This window comes from Pantoea sp. X-Soil-TKNS-1279 (assembly GCF_059730565.1).
Map to the genome: position 1 here is coordinate 1,640,099 of NZ_AP035948.1, position 17,125 is coordinate 1,657,223.

At 50.1% G+C, this 17,125-nt stretch carries 29 protein-coding genes; 28 read left to right on the forward strand and 1 reads right to left on the reverse strand.

Annotated elements, in window-relative coordinates:
* The first annotated feature begins 90 nt into the window (after positions 1-90).
* From AC6I8N_RS07675 to AC6I8N_RS07750, 16 genes are all read left to right on the forward strand, one after another.
* Positions 91-273 (forward strand): DUF4222 domain-containing protein, encoded by a 183-nt coding sequence (locus tag AC6I8N_RS07675; protein ID WP_071783557.1) that lies wholly within the window; start codon positions 91-93, stop codon positions 271-273.
* Positions 263-1,144: a conserved phage C-terminal domain-containing protein gene (locus AC6I8N_RS07680; RefSeq protein ID WP_497830405.1), complete on the forward strand. Its 882-nt coding sequence runs from the start codon at positions 263-265 to the stop codon at positions 1,142-1,144. Before AC6I8N_RS07675 ends, AC6I8N_RS07680 begins: the two co-directional genes overlap by 11 nt.
* Positions 1,141-1,554 (forward strand): MarR family transcriptional regulator, encoded by a 414-nt coding sequence (locus tag AC6I8N_RS07685; RefSeq protein WP_497830406.1) that lies wholly within the window; start codon positions 1,141-1,143, stop codon positions 1,552-1,554. The genes AC6I8N_RS07680 and AC6I8N_RS07685 overlap by 4 nt, the downstream gene beginning before the upstream one ends.
* Positions 1,551-1,673, forward strand: coding sequence for a hypothetical protein (locus AC6I8N_RS07690; RefSeq protein WP_497830407.1), 123 nt, complete (start codon positions 1,551-1,553; stop codon positions 1,671-1,673). The genes AC6I8N_RS07685 and AC6I8N_RS07690 overlap by 4 nt, the downstream gene beginning before the upstream one ends.
* Positions 1,670-2,497, forward strand: a complete 828-nt coding sequence (locus AC6I8N_RS07695; RefSeq protein WP_497830408.1) for a ParB/RepB/Spo0J family partition protein — start codon at positions 1,670-1,672, stop codon at positions 2,495-2,497. The genes AC6I8N_RS07690 and AC6I8N_RS07695 overlap by 4 nt, the downstream gene beginning before the upstream one ends.
* The gene (locus tag AC6I8N_RS07700; RefSeq protein ID WP_497830409.1) at positions 2,497-3,123 is read left to right on the forward strand and encodes an MT-A70 family methyltransferase; all 627 of its coding nucleotides are present in this window, start codon (positions 2,497-2,499) and stop codon (positions 3,121-3,123) included. Before AC6I8N_RS07695 ends, AC6I8N_RS07700 begins: the two co-directional genes overlap by 1 nt.
* Complete coding sequence (locus AC6I8N_RS07705; protein WP_497830410.1) at positions 3,120-3,575, forward strand: hypothetical protein; 456 nt, start codon at positions 3,120-3,122, stop codon at positions 3,573-3,575. The genes AC6I8N_RS07700 and AC6I8N_RS07705 overlap by 4 nt, the downstream gene beginning before the upstream one ends.
* Complete coding sequence (locus AC6I8N_RS07710) at positions 3,575-3,940, forward strand: RusA family crossover junction endodeoxyribonuclease (RefSeq protein WP_497830411.1); 366 nt, start codon at positions 3,575-3,577, stop codon at positions 3,938-3,940. Before AC6I8N_RS07705 ends, AC6I8N_RS07710 begins: the two co-directional genes overlap by 1 nt.
* The gene (locus AC6I8N_RS07715; RefSeq protein WP_497830412.1) at positions 3,937-4,953 is read left to right on the forward strand and encodes a DUF968 domain-containing protein; all 1,017 of its coding nucleotides are present in this window, start codon (positions 3,937-3,939) and stop codon (positions 4,951-4,953) included. The genes AC6I8N_RS07710 and AC6I8N_RS07715 overlap by 4 nt, the downstream gene beginning before the upstream one ends.
* Before the next feature lie 20 nt (positions 4,954-4,973).
* On the forward strand, positions 4,974-5,645 hold the full coding sequence (locus AC6I8N_RS07720; protein ID WP_497830413.1) for a bacteriophage antitermination protein Q: 672 nt from the start codon (positions 4,974-4,976) through the stop codon (positions 5,643-5,645).
* 392 nt (positions 5,646-6,037) lie between these two features.
* Entirely contained in the window at positions 6,038-6,400 is a 363-nt protein-coding gene (locus AC6I8N_RS07725; RefSeq protein WP_497830414.1) for a phage holin, lambda family, read from the forward strand.
* Positions 6,384-7,016: a glycoside hydrolase family 19 protein gene (locus tag AC6I8N_RS07730; RefSeq protein WP_497830415.1), complete on the forward strand. Its 633-nt coding sequence runs from the start codon at positions 6,384-6,386 to the stop codon at positions 7,014-7,016. The genes AC6I8N_RS07725 and AC6I8N_RS07730 overlap by 17 nt, the downstream gene beginning before the upstream one ends.
* Positions 7,004-7,462: an Rz lytic protein gene (locus AC6I8N_RS07735; RefSeq protein WP_497830416.1), complete on the forward strand. Its 459-nt coding sequence runs from the start codon at positions 7,004-7,006 to the stop codon at positions 7,460-7,462. The genes AC6I8N_RS07730 and AC6I8N_RS07735 overlap by 13 nt, the downstream gene beginning before the upstream one ends.
* Positions 7,398-7,592, forward strand: a complete 195-nt coding sequence (gene lysC / locus AC6I8N_RS07740) for an Rz1-like lysis system protein LysC (protein WP_437180274.1) — start codon at positions 7,398-7,400, stop codon at positions 7,590-7,592. The genes AC6I8N_RS07735 and lysC overlap by 65 nt, the downstream gene beginning before the upstream one ends.
* A complete protein-coding gene (locus AC6I8N_RS07745; RefSeq protein ID WP_497830722.1) occupies positions 7,541-7,807 on the forward strand; it encodes a hypothetical protein in 267 nt (88 codons plus the stop codon). Before lysC ends, AC6I8N_RS07745 begins: the two co-directional genes overlap by 52 nt.
* Positions 7,808-8,347: 540 nt before the next feature.
* Complete coding sequence (locus AC6I8N_RS07750) at positions 8,348-8,473, forward strand: hypothetical protein (RefSeq protein WP_497830417.1); 126 nt, start codon at positions 8,348-8,350, stop codon at positions 8,471-8,473.
* Between the two features lie 191 nt (positions 8,474-8,664).
* Here AC6I8N_RS07750 and AC6I8N_RS07755 read toward each other — a convergent pair whose 3' ends face one another.
* On the reverse strand, positions 8,665-8,856 hold the full coding sequence (locus tag AC6I8N_RS07755; protein ID WP_497830418.1) for a biofilm development regulator YmgB/AriR family protein: 192 nt from the start codon (positions 8,854-8,856) through the stop codon (positions 8,665-8,667).
* Positions 8,857-9,339: 483 nt separating this feature from the next.
* Between AC6I8N_RS07755 and AC6I8N_RS07760 the strand changes: the two genes are divergently transcribed.
* The 12 genes from AC6I8N_RS07760 to AC6I8N_RS07815 all read left to right on the forward strand — a co-directional run bounded on the left by AC6I8N_RS07760 (position 9,340) and on the right by AC6I8N_RS07815 (position 17,121).
* A complete protein-coding gene (locus AC6I8N_RS07760) occupies positions 9,340-9,663 on the forward strand; it encodes a hypothetical protein (protein ID WP_036624682.1) in 324 nt (107 codons plus the stop codon).
* Between the two features lie 175 nt (positions 9,664-9,838).
* Positions 9,839-10,141 carry a hypothetical protein gene (locus AC6I8N_RS07765; protein ID WP_036624685.1) on the forward strand — a complete coding sequence of 101 codons (303 nt, stop codon included), beginning with the start codon at positions 9,839-9,841 and terminating at the stop codon, positions 10,139-10,141.
* Between the two features lie 36 nt (positions 10,142-10,177).
* Positions 10,178-10,528: an HNH endonuclease gene (locus tag AC6I8N_RS07770; RefSeq protein WP_497830419.1), complete on the forward strand. Its 351-nt coding sequence runs from the start codon at positions 10,178-10,180 to the stop codon at positions 10,526-10,528.
* Between the two features lie 157 nt (positions 10,529-10,685).
* Positions 10,686-11,183 (forward strand): phage terminase small subunit P27 family, encoded by a 498-nt coding sequence (locus tag AC6I8N_RS07775; protein ID WP_497830420.1) that lies wholly within the window; start codon positions 10,686-10,688, stop codon positions 11,181-11,183.
* Positions 11,184-11,186: 3 nt separating this feature from the next.
* Entirely contained in the window at positions 11,187-12,917 is a 1,731-nt protein-coding gene (locus AC6I8N_RS07780) for a terminase large subunit (RefSeq protein ID WP_497830421.1), read from the forward strand.
* Positions 12,918-12,929: 12 nt separating this feature from the next.
* Positions 12,930-13,115, forward strand: coding sequence for a hypothetical protein (locus tag AC6I8N_RS07785; protein WP_497830422.1), 186 nt, complete (start codon positions 12,930-12,932; stop codon positions 13,113-13,115).
* Positions 13,115-14,344, forward strand: coding sequence for a phage portal protein (locus AC6I8N_RS07790; RefSeq protein ID WP_497830423.1), 1,230 nt, complete (start codon positions 13,115-13,117; stop codon positions 14,342-14,344). The genes AC6I8N_RS07785 and AC6I8N_RS07790 overlap by 1 nt, the downstream gene beginning before the upstream one ends.
* Positions 14,331-14,984: an HK97 family phage prohead protease gene (locus AC6I8N_RS07795; RefSeq protein ID WP_021182704.1), complete on the forward strand. Its 654-nt coding sequence runs from the start codon at positions 14,331-14,333 to the stop codon at positions 14,982-14,984. The genes AC6I8N_RS07790 and AC6I8N_RS07795 overlap by 14 nt, the downstream gene beginning before the upstream one ends.
* Positions 14,985-14,997: 13 nt before the next feature.
* Complete coding sequence (locus AC6I8N_RS07800; RefSeq protein WP_497830424.1) at positions 14,998-16,209, forward strand: phage major capsid protein; 1,212 nt, start codon at positions 14,998-15,000, stop codon at positions 16,207-16,209.
* A 40-nt stretch (positions 16,210-16,249) separates the two neighbouring features.
* Complete coding sequence (locus AC6I8N_RS07805; protein WP_497830425.1) at positions 16,250-16,516, forward strand: hypothetical protein; 267 nt, start codon at positions 16,250-16,252, stop codon at positions 16,514-16,516.
* Positions 16,517-16,545: 29 nt separating this feature from the next.
* Positions 16,546-16,851, forward strand: a complete 306-nt coding sequence (locus AC6I8N_RS07810) for a head-tail connector protein (protein ID WP_497830426.1) — start codon at positions 16,546-16,548, stop codon at positions 16,849-16,851.
* A gap of 72 nt (positions 16,852-16,923) precedes the next feature.
* Positions 16,924-17,121, forward strand: a complete 198-nt coding sequence (locus AC6I8N_RS07815; protein WP_497830427.1) for a hypothetical protein — start codon at positions 16,924-16,926, stop codon at positions 17,119-17,121.
* The last annotated feature ends 4 nt before the right edge of the window (positions 17,122-17,125 follow it).

Consider the following 17,125-nt stretch of genomic DNA (forward strand, 5'->3'; position numbering starts at 1 on the left):
TGCTGGTGGACCCGGCAACTACCAGGAAGTGAGCCTGATGGTAGTTCAGACCGAGTGGAATGATTTTTATCGTAAGCCGGAGACAGAGCATTGCGAATCCTCGACCGACGATTTACCGACAAGCGCGGTGTTCCCGTCAAAGTCATCCGCTGGGAGCCTGAATCAAACCGGGTTATCTACCTTCGCGAAAACTACGAACATGGCGAGTGCTTCAGCCCTCTTGACCAGTTCCAGCGTTATTTCAGGGAAATAGGGGTCAGGGATGAGCGTTAAATTATCTGCATACGTCTGGGACGGATGCGCCGCAGCGGGAATGAAGATCACCAGTGTAGCCATCATGGCGCGTCTGGCTGATTTCTCCAGCGATGAGGGGCTTTGCTGGCCTTCTATCGCCACTATTGCCCGTCAAATTGGCGCAGGCCCGAGCACTGTCCGCACGTCTCTGAGAAAGCTGGAAAGCGAAGGCTGGCTTACCACCACGCCGCGCCGTAAGGGCAACCGTAATAACTCCAACATGTACCAGTTGAATGTGAAGAAGCTGCGCGAGGCTGCTGCGCTTCACCTGTCAGAATCTGATGCGTCAGAATCTGACACATCAAAATCTGACGCGTCAAAATCCGGTGCATCAGATTTTGATGCGTCAGAAACTGATGCACCAGAATCCGACAAAAACACAGGTTTTCACCCGCCAGAATCTGGCGACGATCCGTCAGTAAATTCAACTACTGATCCATCAGATAAAAACACCTCTTGTCAGGTTGCCTCGCAACCCGACCGGGATGTTGTGATTACCGACCTTGCTAAACAGGTTTTAACCCACCTGAACCAAACCACCGGCTCAAAATTCCAAGTCAGTCGTTCGTCACTGGAAAATATCCGCGCTCGTCTTGCCGAGGGCTACGAACCCGATGAGTTGAAGCTGGTTGTTGATTACAAGAATGAGCACTGGCGAAACACTGAGCAGGAGCAGTACCTACGCCCGGCAACGCTGTTCATCCCGAAAAACTTCGCTGGCTATCTCCAGTCGGCAACGAAGTGGGATAAGTCAGGCAGACCGCCATGCGTGAATGGCAAATGGCAGCGTGATGTTAACCAAACCGCGAATGTTGATTACACCATTCCCGATGGCTGGCGGGGGGCATGATGAACACAGAAACGTTGATTCTGACTCACCTAAAAGCCTATCCGGGCCAGACGCCGTCTCAGCTCTCCAGAGCGATTGATCGGGCCATCAAGACGGTTTACACGGCACTGCCGGACATGATTAGCCGTGGTGATATCTGGCGTGATGAGTATTGCCGGTACTTCACAACAGAACCCGACGGGGTTGAGGACAGCAAATTTTCAAGACTCAGCGATCAGGCGTATGCCCTTCAGGACCGGGGCCGGTGGAACAGGGCAGCAAAGGTCTGGCTTGATGCGATGCACAGCACAGCCAAAGACGGACTGAGGGAAAAAGCCTGTGCTCTCCGTAAGCACTGCATTGAGATGGCGAATTTCACAAGGCCGAAGCCTGAACCAGAGTACACGGAGAAACGGAGCAAGAACCGATGAAAGCAGTCCTACAGCGCCACTGGCGGCGCAATGAAGATTTCTACTGTGGAACCCGTTTAGCGGTCCTGATGATAACCGTTCTGACTATCGCCCTGGCATGGGAGTTGGCAACCAAATGACTACACTGGCACGCATTTACGACAACAAAGCAAAAACCGAAACCAACATCACCACCCGCAAAACTTACCTGTTGGGCGTTGATGAACTCTACATTGAGCCGGGCTACAACGTGCGCGAGATTGACCAGACGCACGTTGAAGAATTCCGCGATGCGTTTATCGCCGGTGAACACGTTCCGCCGCTGACCGTCCAGGTAACAGAGCACGGCGTTAAGATTATCGACGGCCATCACCGCTGGCATGGCGCGAAGCTGGCACAGGCAGCAGGCCATGACATCCGCCTGGAGTGCAAAGACTTTGTAGGCAGTGAAGCCGACCGTATCGCCTTCATGGTCACAAGCAGCCAGGGCAGGGCACTAGAACCACTGGAACGTGCTGCCGCATACCAGCGCATGATCAATCAGGGTTGGGAACCAGCTGAAATTGCGAAGAAGGTCAAGCGCTCATTGGCAGATGTTGATCATCACCTCCAGTTAGTGACTGTGGGTGATGGCCTGATCGCAATGGTCAAAACTGGCGAAGTTGCGGCGACGACCGCAGTCGCTATGGTCCGGGAGCATGGAGCCAAAGCCGAGACAGTAGCCAAAACCCAACTGGAGAAGGCCAAAGCCAGCGGCAAGAAGAAACTGACCCGTTCCGCTGCCATGCCCCAGTTCAGCGCAACCAAAGCACGCCGCCTCGTTGAGCTGCTGTGTGATGCCCGCTACATGGGTGTTGTTGATGGTGAAGCAGTGCTGTATCACGATGATAAATATACTGCTGAAGTCCGGTCCATCCTCGCTGAATACTGCGCAGCCAATGAGCGGAACTGGGAGGGCGAATAATGCCTTACCAACTCATCTACGCCGATCCCCCGTGGCAATACAACAACAACGCCAGCAATGGCGCTGCTACTGACCACTACAACACCATGTCTATGGCTGACCTTAAGCGCCTGCCCGTGTGGGCGCTGGGGGCTGAAAACTCAGTCTTAGCTATGTGGTACACCGGCACCCACAACCAGGAAGCGCGAGAGCTGGCTGAATCATGGGGATATCGCGTCCGAACCATGAAGGGGTTCACCTGGGTGAAGCTGAATCAACTGGCCGAGCAACGTTTTAACCGCGCGCTGGTGGATCAGACCATTCACGACTTTACCGACCTGCTGGACATGCTCAACGCTGAAACCCGCATGAACGGCGGCAATCACACCCGCAGCAATACCGAGGATGTCTTGATAGCCACGCGCGGGACCGGTCTGGAACGCGCCAGCGCATCGGTAAAGCAGGTTGTGTATTCATGCCTGGGCGAACACAGTGCGAAGCCGTGGGAAGTGCGCAACCGTCTGGAGCAACTTTATGGTGACGTGTCACGCATTGAATTATTCGCACGTACTGCCGCTGAGGGCTGGGATTGCTGGGGCAACCAGTGTGACAGCAGTGTGCAACTGATAGGCGGGAGGGTTGAATGATAAGAGCGGAAGCGCATTACGAGGGTGGGTGGCGAAACTACAGGCCCCAAAATGCATACACATCATTTAACATTCTATTAATAAGATTTTGCTTATTGTTATCGAAATCATTAGCATTATTAATAAATGGAAACATTTTTACTATTACAGGTCCTGAGTACTTAGAACAAGGAATTGAAAAAATGAGCGCATCGAAAAATATGCTCAATACCTTGTATCGTATAAAAAACTGTAAGGAATATGAATATATATTGCGTGGTGATAAGGGGGTGGGGCTTGAAGTTCGCCGCGATATAAAAACGAGGATACGGAAGGAGGTAAATTGTAGAAGTCTTCCCCCATTGATGCGTAGTGGGCTCATTGATTTTGTTTCTATTGCAACAGATATGTCTCGTTATTACAGGGTCAGGATTACTGAGGATGGAGAAACGGTTCTAAAGGATAATTCATAATGAAATTAACCCTGCCATTTCCTCCAACAGTAAACACCTACTGGCGTTACACGCCAAAGGGAGTATTAATCAGCGCCTCCGGGCGCTCCTTCCGTAACGAGTCCATTGCGTCGGTCTGGAAGCAGTTAAAGCGCCGCCCTAAACCGATGATCACTGACGTTCAGGTGAATGTGATCCTGTACCCGCCAACCCGATTAAGGCGCGACCTGGACAACTACCAGAAAGCGCTATTCGACAGCCTGACGCATGCCGGTGTCTGGAAAGACGACAGCCAGATTAAACGAATCATCATTGAGTGGGGGCCGGTCATCAAAGGCGGCAAAGCTGAAGTGACGATCAGTGATTATCAGGCGGTGGCTGCATGAGGGCAATTCTCACACCTGATGTTGCCATCAACACAGGGATTGTTCTGTTAAAGCCTGGTCGCGACCTGATGCCGATGTTCCGCGAGCGTGTCTTGGTCTGTACGATGCCCCGTGACATGTCACACCTTCCATCAGGCTTAATCAACGACAGCAGTCAGCCATTACTGGACGAAAAATCACTGGCAGGATTCTTTAACGATGACCGGGTGATTAAAGCCGCTGGTGGATGGGAAGCGCATGATGCGTGGGTGCAAAAAATTAATGCATGTCAGCTTCAGAAAAAGGATTCCTATCATCATCCGCATTACACTACCTTGCGCACCGAATCGGGAACGGTTTGCCTGTGCTATCACGATGATAATTCTGCCCGTTTGAATGGCTTGCCGGTGCAACTCGAAGAGGTCGCAACTGGCAACATGGCCCGCTGGATTATTGAGTCTGCATGCGTCCAGATGGGGTTAGGTTCGGACCATCGGATGACATTACCAGAGCTGTGCTGGTGGGCCTGCCTCAATGACGTAACGGACCTGATACCTGAAGCACCAGCGCGCCGGGTGCTGCGTATGCCAGCAGAGAAGCCAGCAACAGGTGAACTGAAGGAATCACGCATCCAGCCGGAACGGGCCGCCCGGGAAGTGATACAGGAAGCGGCAGAAGTGGTTAAAGCCGTCATCAACCTGACTATCGACCCTGATTCACCAGAATCATTCATGAAGCGGCCAAAGCGCCGCCGACTGGAGAACGAGAAGTACACGCGGTGGGTAAAAGCGCAACGTTGCGCCTGCTGTAATAACCCGGCAGATGACCCACACCACATCATCGGACACGGACAGGGAGGAATGGGAACAAAGGCACACGATTTGTTTGTGATACCGCTTTGCAGGGCGCATCACGACGAACTCCACCGCAACCCTGGTGAATTTGAAAACAAATACGGGAGCCAGATCGAACTGCTGTTCAGATTCCTTGATCACTCGATTGCAGTTGGCGTGATTGGAATAGCGAAAAAATAAAACGGTATGGAGAAAGCGTCATGATCAACTATTCGTACATTCGCGAAAGTGTGAACGTTGCACTGGCTGAAATCGGTGGCAGCACTAAAGGCCAGTTAGAGGCATTTAGCGAATCCACTATGGCGCGAACCACTGTCTATACGCGTAAAAGATTGCGTACTGTAGAGCTGGAGAAGCGCACGGTATGTGCAGATACTGACCCTGTAAAATCAACGCAGACCAGAGTCAGCAAAAAACCATTCCCCCCAATTCATGAAATGACTTTTATGTCTGCATCATGGCGGCGCGCCATTGGTGAATTAAGCCCGGTGCATCACGCATGGATTAGCTATTGCTACGGGTACGACCTTAACTATGATTTTCAGTTGGAGATATGCAGCTTCATAACCAACGTTTTTGGGGAATACATGAAAGCTGCGGGAGTAAGCAAGAAGGTCGCTAAATGCTTCCTGGGGCACTTTGAGCATTTATCTTTTCAGGTGGTGGTGTATGAGCTTCGCGGGGAAACAGAAGAAAAATACACCCAGGCTAAACTGGCTGAAATGGCGGGTGTAAAACCCGATAACTGGAACAAGCACTATAAGCGTCACTGGGAAAAGCTTCTTGAGTTAAGCCATCAGCTGGACAGAGACGCACTTCAATCAGTGATGAAAAAGCGATCTGAAGCATTTTCGAAGAATTTCGCGACATGATGCTTGCAAAAGTCAATAAACTGATGCATATTTAACGCATATTTGATAAGTTACCATATCTGTAAGACGCCTCGGAAATTAACGTTTTCGGGGCGTTTTTGTTTTGTGCTACTCCAGTTCCACACAATACCAAAGGCGCTAAGGCATGACGGGTCCATACCCCAACCCATGCCGGTAACTGCAAATACCCAGCGCCTTTCATATTGTGGCGAATCCACAACAGCATTATCCCTGCGGCTGACGAGCCAGGTTATCAACGCCGATGCGCGGCAGGGTATTAATAACACGTTAATGCAGCGGGGTAGCGCCCGCACCTTTTCAGATGCCAGCCATTGAGCTGGCTTTTTTATTTTCTGACTACAGACAGCCACCCCAACAAGCGGGAGGTGGAGATGAAGCGCATGCCGGAAAAAGACGTTGGGTTTTGGGCCAGCCTGATTGCCTGGTTAATTGCCCACAAAAACGAATCAGGCTATGCAGGTCTGGCGGGTGTTATGGCGATTCTGAGAGCAACTTACATTGGCAAGGACACATGGCCCCGGCGATTACTCGATGCCGCTATGTGCAGCGTCTTTGCTTTTTTCCTCCAGCCGACACTCCAGGTGATCGGCTCAGTATTTAATTGGAACTTCAGCGAGGGTACGACACAGGTTGCGGCTGTGTTCCTTGGGTTCCTCGGTGTTGACTGGCTTTCATCAAAGCTGCGCCGGTTGATTGATAAGCGATTAGGGGATAGCAATGCTGACAGCCAATAAATTTCAGATGGCGACAGGTGTATCCCTTGGCGCTGCTGCTTCATGGTTCCCGCATATTGCCGGGGCAATGACTGATTTCCAGATCAACACCCCGTTACGTCAGGCGCACTTTCTGGCTCAAACAGGGCATGAGTCTACCGGCTTCACAAAGGTTGAAGAGGGTCTGAATTACAGCGAGAACGCGCTAACGGCAATGTTCCGCAAGCGCATCACCGCTGAGCAGGCCCGGCTATATGGCAGAAATGCTATGCACGCCGCTAATCAGAAGATGATCGCCAACATCATCTACGCCAGTCGCAACGGCAATGGTGATGTTAATTCCGGCGATGGCTATCGATATCGCGGAAGGGGGCTGATTCAGATCACCGGCAAGGCAAACTATGCCGACCTGGTTAAACAGCTTGGCGCTGACATTGTGGCTAATCCTGATTTGCTGACCGGCTATCAGATGGCGGCAGCATCTGCGGCGGCATGGTGGAAGAATCACGGTTTAAATGAGCTTGCTGATTCTGATGATGTTGACCGCATCACCAGAATCATTAACGGCGGCACGAACGGACTGGACGACAGGAAATCCCGCTTAATCAAAGTTAAGGGGATTCTATGCTCAACGTAATCAGCTTCATCCGAAATTATTCGCACATCATCATCATTGGCCTGGTATGTGTTTGCCTGTGGGGGCTTAACGCCCGTAATTCACAGCTGTCAGCAACTAATGACCGTCTGGAAAAACTGACAGACAGCAAAGACAGCCAGATTAACGATCTCCGCTCCAAGAATGACGACCTCGCATCAAGCGTTAATGACCTGGTGAAAGCAGTGAACCAGCAGAACGCCGTGATGAGTGAGGTGACTGAACAACGCGCCGTTACCGCAGAGCAAAACAGGAAACTACAGAATGAAATCAATCGCTATCTCGCAGCGGATAAGTGCGCTGCTGCTCCTGTTGACAGTCGCGCTGTTAAGCGGTTGCGGGACGCAGCGAAGTCAGCCAGTGGTGGAGTACCGGACAATCAGTCAGCCCCGGCTAAACCTGCCAGCGGAACTGACAAGCCCGATTGAGGCTCCCGAGCCAAAGCCTGGCCTTTTGTATGGCGACAGCGTTGAACTAAACGCGTTGCTTTATGGGGTAGTGAAGCAATGCAACATCGACCGGGCAGGTATCCGCAAGATAGAGGCAGGGCAAAAATGAAAATCCTTGAATGGCTGAAAAGCCTGTTCACCAAACCCAAAGAAGAGAAAAGCGAAATGCCTGATGAAAATGAAGTAGTACAAACAGAGCAACCGGCAGTAACTGACAACACCGATGTGGTCCTGGCAAAACTGAAAGAGCTGGTGGCCGCTGCTGGTGCCCAGGCACATGCGGTTATTGATGATCTGATCGCACTGGCTAAAAAGCTGGCGTAATCATCACAAGGCGCATTCTGACGAGTGCGCCTGATGATGATTTACCCCTAGCAGGTATTTATGTTATTTCCATAAAATTAATACCCCATTACTTTCCTTTACGCTTTAGTCACACCTTGGGAAAATAATAAAGTTACGAAACTAATGGCAGCTAAACTTAACCATGCCCACTATAAGTAAATGCCAATTAAAAGTATCCGAGGTAAGTATGACTGATCGCGATAGCAAGAACCCGAAAGATGGTAAGGGGAGCGAACACGGTAAGCTTCCAGCTGGTAACAAAAAGGAAGGAAAAGATAAGGATGTTAACAAGCAGAAAGACAAGTAAATAACCAAACAACTAACCGCCTAAATATAGGCGGTTTTTATTTGATTTTACTATGCTACGCTTACGTAGCGCATCCATGATTTTTTTAAAGACGTTACAGAATTAAAACTTCTTTTCTACGCTTAACTCACAGACGCGAGAAAGTTAAGAAAGAGAAAGGATGGCAGAACCTAAACTGAATAGGCCCACGAAGGGTTTTAGTGGAGGTTACTATGCCAGATTATCCCGATAATGTTGATCCACTGCCAGATGATGGTCAGGTTCCTGGTACTGAGGTCCCAGATACTGATGTGCCAGATGAAGAAGAGTTTCCAGATGAAGAAGTCCCGAAACCCTGATGCCATATAACCGCCTTTAGGGGCGGTTTTTTATCGCAGGTCAAAAAGGAACCATACATGTGATAAAAAGCTCAATGAATATAACCATTTTGAAAGAAAAAAAGCCCCCTGGACAGAAGGGGGCTAACCAATTGAGGGAAGGGATCGAAATTCCGTTTTTTATTTACAGATTGATTATAGTACACAGGAACTCAGTTGATGGTGTCATCCGGTGTTAGTTGGACGACCATCTCAAGAGCTTGACGATAAACATCGAGCTTTATCACATCAGTTTCAGATTCAAGCATTTCAAGTAAGGAATGGATGATGTCTTTGTTGCCAACAACCGCCTTACGGGATGATAAATCCTGGTAAATCTCAACCAAAACTGCTTTCTCGCTCACGAAGTGTGAATCCATACTTTCTAAGTAAACGGAGAGTTGAGATTCCGTTGGTATTATCTGTTCCATCTTAAGCCTCAAGTGAGTGGCTGCTTAAAGAAGCATACCGGGCTGTGGGAATAGTAAGTTTAGCTGTGTATCTGTTAGTTGCTCTAAAAATAGCCTCTGAAGGTGAAAATCCGTAACACCTGCAGAGGCGATGCAAAGCACCATTCGTTCAAGGAACTCATTAACACCTGAAAAACTTATGCAATAAATAAATTTTTGTACAATTTTTTTTGATCATTGTGTGTGGTCATATGAGTTGAGAGCAAACTGATTCAGTGTATTAAGAAGAATCTACCGGCAAGGGATAACGGTTAGCCATTCTGCGAAGCTGGAGAAAACACTTGAGGGTACTCTCATAACTGGATTGCTCGGTCAGCTAAGTACAAATTAATCAGCTATGCTTTTTATTAAACCCAACAGAAAGCTTATGAGCTGATTTTGAAGAATATTGATATAAATTTTTTCGCCATTGAAATCAAAAAATTAGCCGCTGAGCATCAATCGGGCAAAGCTCTTAAAGAAGTGAAAGCAGATGTGGATGGATTAATCCAGTCAATCAGAGAAATTATTGGCCCTGATAAGGAAGTCCAGATTGAGAAATGGTCATTTCTGCTCGACGCGTTAGAGGGGTACCGGAATAGCAGAGCTGACCCAGCCTGGAGCATAGTGATATCGCATGCAGTTAGGAGGATAAAAAGTCGCAGAAGAAGTGCGGAGTTCAGTAGAAGGCGGTTTGTTAAAAATCAACAATTCACTGATTAGTGCATCTCCACTCAAATATACATACCAGCGTACTAACCGCCCAAGTGGCGGTTTTATTTTGTGCTGAAAACTGCATTCACTGAGTTCACTTTTCAGCATAAACATAATGAATCATCGGCTGGTATTCTCACCATTGCCGAGGGTTACATTCATCTGACCAGCAGGAAATACTGAAATGAAACATACGCCGCTTAAAGATGTCATGCAGCAACTTCAAATCGTCATCGTCGATGGTGGGTTTGAGTTGCACAATGCAGCCGGGACAGCATTTTATGATAGCTGGGGGTGTCGCGGTGAAGTTCATGGTATTCCCGAATATTTCCCGGTGTTGTTAAGCGTTAGTGGTCCCATAAATCCAGTCTCAGAAGAGAGTAAGGACACCACCAAATGCAATTCTCTATACAGAGCAGTGAATGATCTCATCACTGAGAAAATCAAGAATGAGATACGTCCTGGCGGATTGCTTCACAAACAATAACCACTCTTCGGGGTGGTTTTTTTATTGGAGGCTGCAATGCCTGCGCTGATTCCTCGTGCCTGCCGCAAGCGCGGCTGTCCCGCTACAACGACTGACCGTTCGGGTTATTGTGAGAAGCACCGGCACGAAGGCTGGCAACAGCATCAGCAGGGCAAGAGCCGCCATGAGCGTGGCTATGGCAGTCAGTGGGACATCAGACGCGCTCGCATTCTGAAGCGTGATAATCAACTATGTCAGAGCTGCCTGCGGAATGGCCGCGCTGCTGAAGCTAAGACCGTCGATCACATCTTAGCCAAAGCACATGGGGGAACCGATGATGATTCAAACCTCGAAAGCCTGTGCTGGCCCTGCCATCGCGGCAAAACGTCACGCGAACGGCTCAAATGATATCGATTCTAAATTGTATCTGTGGCGGGGAGGGGCGGGTTAAATCTCTGGAGCTTTTCGCGCTCAGGACCGCCGCCTAGCTTTTTTTCACACCGCCGCAGGTTAGAAAACTTTTTTTTGGGGTTACCCCACCAAGCATTAATAGGAGTTTTCGATTATGCCAGGACCACCGAAAACCCCGACACGCCTGGCTTTGGTGAAGGGGAACCCATCAAAACGCGCCTTAAATAAAAATGAGCCAAAACCCCCTTCAGGGGTCCCCCCAATTCCCAAGCATTTTGATAAGCAGGGTAAGTACTGGTTTAAGCGCATCGCTGACGAACTGGATGCAATTGGGGTGATCACACAACTTGATGCGCGAGCGCTAGAGTTGCTGGTTGAAGCTTACACTGAGTACCGAAATCACTGCGACACACTGGACCGCGAGGGATATACCTATGCAGTTTTCAGTGAAGAAGAGCCGGATGAAGGCAAGGAAAGAGAGATCAGGATGATCAAGCCTCACCCTGCCGCAGTGATGAAGGCGGATGCGTGGAAACGCATCAGGGCAATGCTTGGTGAGTTTGGCATGACGCCTGCCAGCCGCACGAAGGTTGGTGCCAAAGGCGCTGCCGAAGTCGATCCTCTGGATGAATTTCTCAAAAAGCGCAAATGATGAATGGCAACTGTTCAGGCTGGTATTCAGTACGCAGAAAGCGTGCTGGCTGGCGAGATCGTTGCTGGCGAACTGGTGCGCCTGGCGTGTCAGAGATTCCTCAATGATTTAGAGCACGGACCGGAACGCGGTATCTACTTCAGTGAGGACCGCGCTCAGCATATTCTCGACTTTTATAACTTTGTTCCTCATGTGAAAGGGGCACTTGCTGGTAAGCCTATCGATCTGATGCCCTGGCACATCTTCATCCTGATAAACCTTTTCGGTTTCATCATCCCGTTGATTGATGAGATGAGCGGCGAACAGGTTCTGGATGATGATGGCGATCCGGTTATGGTTCGCCGTTTTCGTACCGCTTATAACGAAGTGGCGCGTAAAAACGCCAAATCAACGGTTTCATCAGGCATTGGTCTTTATATGACTGGCGCTGATGGTGAAGGTGGGTCGGAGGTCTATTCCGCAGCAACAACCCGTGACCAGGCGAGAATCGTCTTTGATGACGCCAAAAACATGATTAAGAAAGCGCCCCGGACTCTGGGACGTCTCTTTGGTCACGTAAAGCTGAACATTCACCAGGAGAGAACGGCATCAAAATTTGAGCCACTTTCCAGTGATGCGAATAATCTTGACGGCCTCAACATTCACTGTGGGATCGTTGATGAGTTACATGCGCATCGCACCCGTGATGTGTGGGACGTGCTTGAAACGGCAACCGGTGCCCGCCTCCAGTCTCTGCTGTTTGCCATCACAACAGCAGGAACCAATAAAGAGGGGATTTGCTACGAGCAGCGCGATTACGCCATAAAGGTGCTTCGCGGTGTGGTGGATGATGACACCTATTTCGCCGTCATTTACACACTTGATGAAGATGATGATCCCTTTGATGAGGCGAACTGGCCGAAAGCGAACCCCGGATTAGGAGTCTGTAAGCGCTGGGATGACATGCGCCGCCTTGCCAAAAAGGCGAAAGAGCAGATTGCCGCCCGCCCTAACTTTTTTACAAAGCACCTGAATATCTGGGTCACTGCTGAAAGTGCCTGGATGGATATGGACCGCTGGGAAAAATGTGAAGGGCTGGCATCGGATGATGAACTGAAAAGATGGCCATTGTGGGTCGGTATCGATCTTGCGAACAAAATTGATATCTGTGCAGCAGCGAAAACCTGGATTGCCCCGGACGGTCACACACATTCGAAATACAAATTCTGGATACCTGAAGGCCGACTGATAACAGCGCCAAAGCACATTGCGGAGCTTTATCAGAAATGGTCTGACGCAGGACATCTTGAACTGACAGACGGAGATGTGATCGACCATGCCTATATCAAGGCCGAGATAGAGGCATGGGTCAAGGGCGAACAACTCCGGGAAATCGCGTTCGACCCCTGGAGTGCAACGCAATTCAGCCTGGCGTTGGCGGAAGAAGGGTTGCCACTGGTGGAAGTCCCCCAGACGGTTAAAAACCTTTCTGAATCTATGAAGTCGGTCGAGGCAGAAATATACGGGAATAAATTCCACCATGACGGCAACCCCGTTATGCGGTGGATGATGTCAAACGTCACGGTTAAACCTGACAAAAACAACAATATTTTCCCGAATAAATCCACACCCGAAAACAAAATCGATGGCCCGGTTGCGTTATTTACCGCGAAAAGTCGCCTGTTGGTTAATGGCGGCGAACAACCGGAAAGCCTGTCTGAACGTCTGGAAAGCTACGGCGTCCGATCATTATAAGAGGCATCTATTATGGTACTGATTATCCTTGCTCCGGTCATCGGATTGCTGGGGGCTGCCCTGATCGCATTCGGTGCCTGGCAGATATATGAACCAGCGGGGTTTATTACTGCTGGCGCTCTTTGCCTGTTCTGGTCATGGGCGGTATCTAAATACCTTTCAATACCGCGAAAAAATGCTGGTGGGGGTGATGATTAATGTTTTTTCCCGGCATGTTCAGAAAAAACAACGCTCCGGTAACAACCCCTGCTGAACTGGCTGAGGCTGTGGGTATGTCTTATGACACCTATACCGGCAAACGGGTCAGTAGCCAGAAAGCCATGCGGCTGACGGCTGTTTTTGGCTGTGTCAGGGTGCTGGCTGAGTCGGTTGGTATGCTCCCCTGCAACCTTTACAAAATAACCGGCAATGCCAAGCAAAAAGCAGCATCTGAGCGCCTGTCTAAAGTGCTTTCGATGAAACCCAATGATTACATGACCCCCCAGGAGTTCTGGGAGCTGGTGATCGTCTGCCTCTGTCTGCGTGGAAATTTCTACGCATACAAGGTGAAGGCGCTCGGCGAGGTCGTTGAGCTTCTTCCAATCGACCCCGGATGTGTAGCGCCGAAATTAAACAGCCAGTGGCAACCGGTTTATCAGGTGACTTTTCCTGATGGCTCGACGGATGTGTTGGGGCAGGAAGATATCTGGCATGTCCGAACGCTGACGCTCGACGGTCTTGTTGGACTGAACCCCATAGCCTATGCGAGAGAGGCAATTTCACTGGGGCTGGCGACTGAAGAACATGGTGCGCGTCTTTTCAGTAATGGCGCTGTGACTTCCGGGGTATTGAGGACGGACCAGACACTGACAGATGCTGCTTATGGCAGGTTGAAAAAAGATTTTGAAGACCGGCATCTGGGCTTAAGCAACGCACACAGGCCGATGATCCTTGAAATGGGCCTCGACTGGAAATCAATGGGGCTTGATAACGAGGACAGTCAGTTTCTCGAAACGCGAAAGTTTCAGCTTGAAGAAATCTGTCGTTTATTTCGCGTCCCGATGCATCTGGTACAGAACACGGACAGAGCGACCTTCAGCAATATCGAAAGTCTCGGTATTGGCTTTATTAATTATTCTCTCGTCCCTTATCTCACCCGAATTGAGCAGCGAATTAACATCGGTCTGGTCAGAGAGAGTAAACAGGGAACCTTTTACGCCAAATTTAATGCCGGTGCGCTGTTGCGCGGGGATATGAAATCCCGATTTGAAGCCTATTCGACGGGCATTAACTGGGGCATCTATTCACCGAATGACTGTCGTGAGCTGGAAGATTTAAACCCACGGCAGGGCGGTGATGTTTATCTCACCCCCATGAACATGACAACGAAACCATCTGATGGCGGTTCATCAGCAAAACAGGAGGAACCGGGCAATGGCGATGAATAAACAGCGGATGGATATCCCGCTGAAACTGAAATCTGTCAGTGATGGCGGAGAGTTTGAGGGGTATGGCTCAGTTTTTGGCGTTAAAGACAGCTATGACGATGTCGTTGTGCCTGGTGCTTTCGCCGCTTCACTCCAGATGTGGAAGGAAAAAAATTCGATGCCTGCCATGCTCTGGCAACATCAGATGGATGAGCCAATCGGTATTTATACGGAAATGAAAGAGGACGAAGTTGGCCTGTATGTAAAAGGGCGACTTCTAATCGATGATGACCCTCTCGCCAGACGCGCACATGCACATATGAAGGCCGGTTCTTTAACCGGCCTTTCTATTGGCTACATGCTTAAAGACTGGGAATACGACCGGACCAAAGAGGTTTTTCTCCTGAAAGAAATCGACCTCTGGGAGGTCAGCCCGGTCACGTTCCCGTCAAATGATGAGGCGCGTATCAGTGATGTAAAAAGCGCTTTTGCACGGGGTGAAACCCCGTCACAGAAGAGTATTGAAAGAGTCCTGCGCGATGTCGGACTTTCCCGCACCCAGGCCAAAGCATTCATGGCCGGGGGCTATGGCGCACTGTCTCAGCGTGATGCTGGTGGCGTGAATGCCGCACTGGATGCATTGAAAAACATCAATTTTTAGTCAGGAGTGAATCATGTCAGTAGAAATTAAAGACGTTGAGCTGGTCGCGCAGGAACTTCAGCAGAAATTTGACGATTTCCGCGCAAAAAATGACAAGCGCATTGATGCGATTGAGCAGGAAAAGGGGAAGTTGGCCGGGGAAGTTGAGACGCTTAACGGAAAGCTGACCGAGCTTGATCAGCTGAAATCAGCCCTTGAAGAGGAACTGAAGCAGGTCAAACGTCCCGGTGGCGGTACACAGAGTAAAGCGGCGGGTGAACATAAAACCGCTTTCATCGACTTCATGCGTAAAGGCAAAGAAGACGGCTTGCGCGATCTGGAGCGTAAGGCGTTGCAGGTCGGCGTGGATGAAGACGGTGGCTATGCAGTCCCGGAAGAGCTGGACCGCACCATCCTTGATCTTCTGAAAGATGAAGTGGTGATGCGCCAGGAGGCTACCACCATCACCGTGGGTGGGGCGAACTATAAAAAGCTGGTGAATCTCGGTGGTACGGCTTCCGGTTGGGTGGGGGAAACCGACACTCGTCCGGAAACCGCCGCGTCGAAGCTTGGACAGATTGAACCGTTTATGGGTGAAATCTACGGCAACCCGCAGGCAACGCAGACCATGCTGGATGACGCCTTCTTCAATGTTGAAGACTGGATTAACAGCGAGCTGGCGATCGAGTTTGCTGAACAGGAAGAAATCGCCTTCACCAGCGGTGATGGCAACAAAAAGCCGAAAGGCTTTCTGGCCTACACCTCCAGCCTGGAAGATGACAAAGCCCGCGCGTTCGGCACGTTGCAACATATGCTGTCCGGTGCTGCCGGTGCAGTAACCGCTGACGCGATCATCAAACTGGTGTATACGCTCCGCAAAGTCCACCGTAACGGCGCGAAGTTCATGATGAACAATAACAGCCTGTTTGCCGTTCGTATCCTGAAGGATTCGGAGGGCAACTATCTGTGGCGTCCGGGGCTTGAGCTGGGCCAGCCGTCCTCTCTGGCAGGTTATGGCGTGGCTGAGAATGAGCAGATGCCTGATATCGTAGCTGATGCGAAAGCCATCGCATTTGGCAACTTCAAGCGTGGTTACACCATCGTTGACCGTATCGGCACGCGCATTCTGCGTGACCCCTACACCAACAAACCGTTTGTGGGTTTCTACACCACCAAACGCACTGGCGGCATGCTGGCTGATTCACAGGCCATCAAGCTGATGCAAATCGGTGTCGATGCCGGTTAATCCTCTCCGGGGCTTCGGCCCCTTTTTTCTGGAGTAAAAGATGCCAAAACTTCTCAAACCCCTTAAGTGGTCCCCGGATGGATGTCAGGTAAAAACCTTCAGTGCGGGCGAATACCAGGATGGTGAACTGCCTGAACGAGCGCTGGAAGTGGCCGCGCAGATGGGCTTTCTTGCGGCTGAAGAACAGAACCCGGATGCTGATGAGCAGCCAGAGCAGCCAGAGCAGCCAGAGCAGCCAGAGCAGCCAGAGCAGCCAGAGCAGCCAGAGCAGCCGGAAGAAACTGCGGATAAAAAAGCTAAAAAATAACCGGCCTGAAAGTTAATGCGGAGAAAGCAATGATCCCCTCACTGGAAGAACTGCGCATTCAGTGCCGGATAGATAGTGACAATACCGATGAAGATTCGCTCCTTGAACTTTATGTCTCTGCGGCACGCGAAGAAGCCGAGCAGTTTCTGAATCGTCGGCTTTACGATGACTCGGTTCCTGATGATGACACCACGGGGATTGTGATCACCTCGTCAATTAAACTCCGGGTCATGCAACTGGTGAACTTCTGGTATGACAATCGGGATCAACCTGAAGTAGTTCCCGATTTTTTCTTTAACGGCATCAGGAATTACCGGCTTCAGCCGGGTACTTAGAGGACAACTGTATGCCATGTAAAGGTTGCCTGGCCCGGCGCGAGTGGTTGAAAAAGTGGACACGAATAGCCTATGAGCGAGCAACAGGTAAACAATCTGCTGGCAGCGATGGCCGAACAGACCAGAGCACAGCAGGAGCAGACAGCAGCAATAAACCGGTTGGCTGAATCGAATGAGACGCTGGCCGCAATTCTTTACCAGTCTATTGCGGATGAGCTTGAAGAAGACTTGCCGCAGGCAACTTATCTGAGCGGAAAACCGAAAGGATAATCAG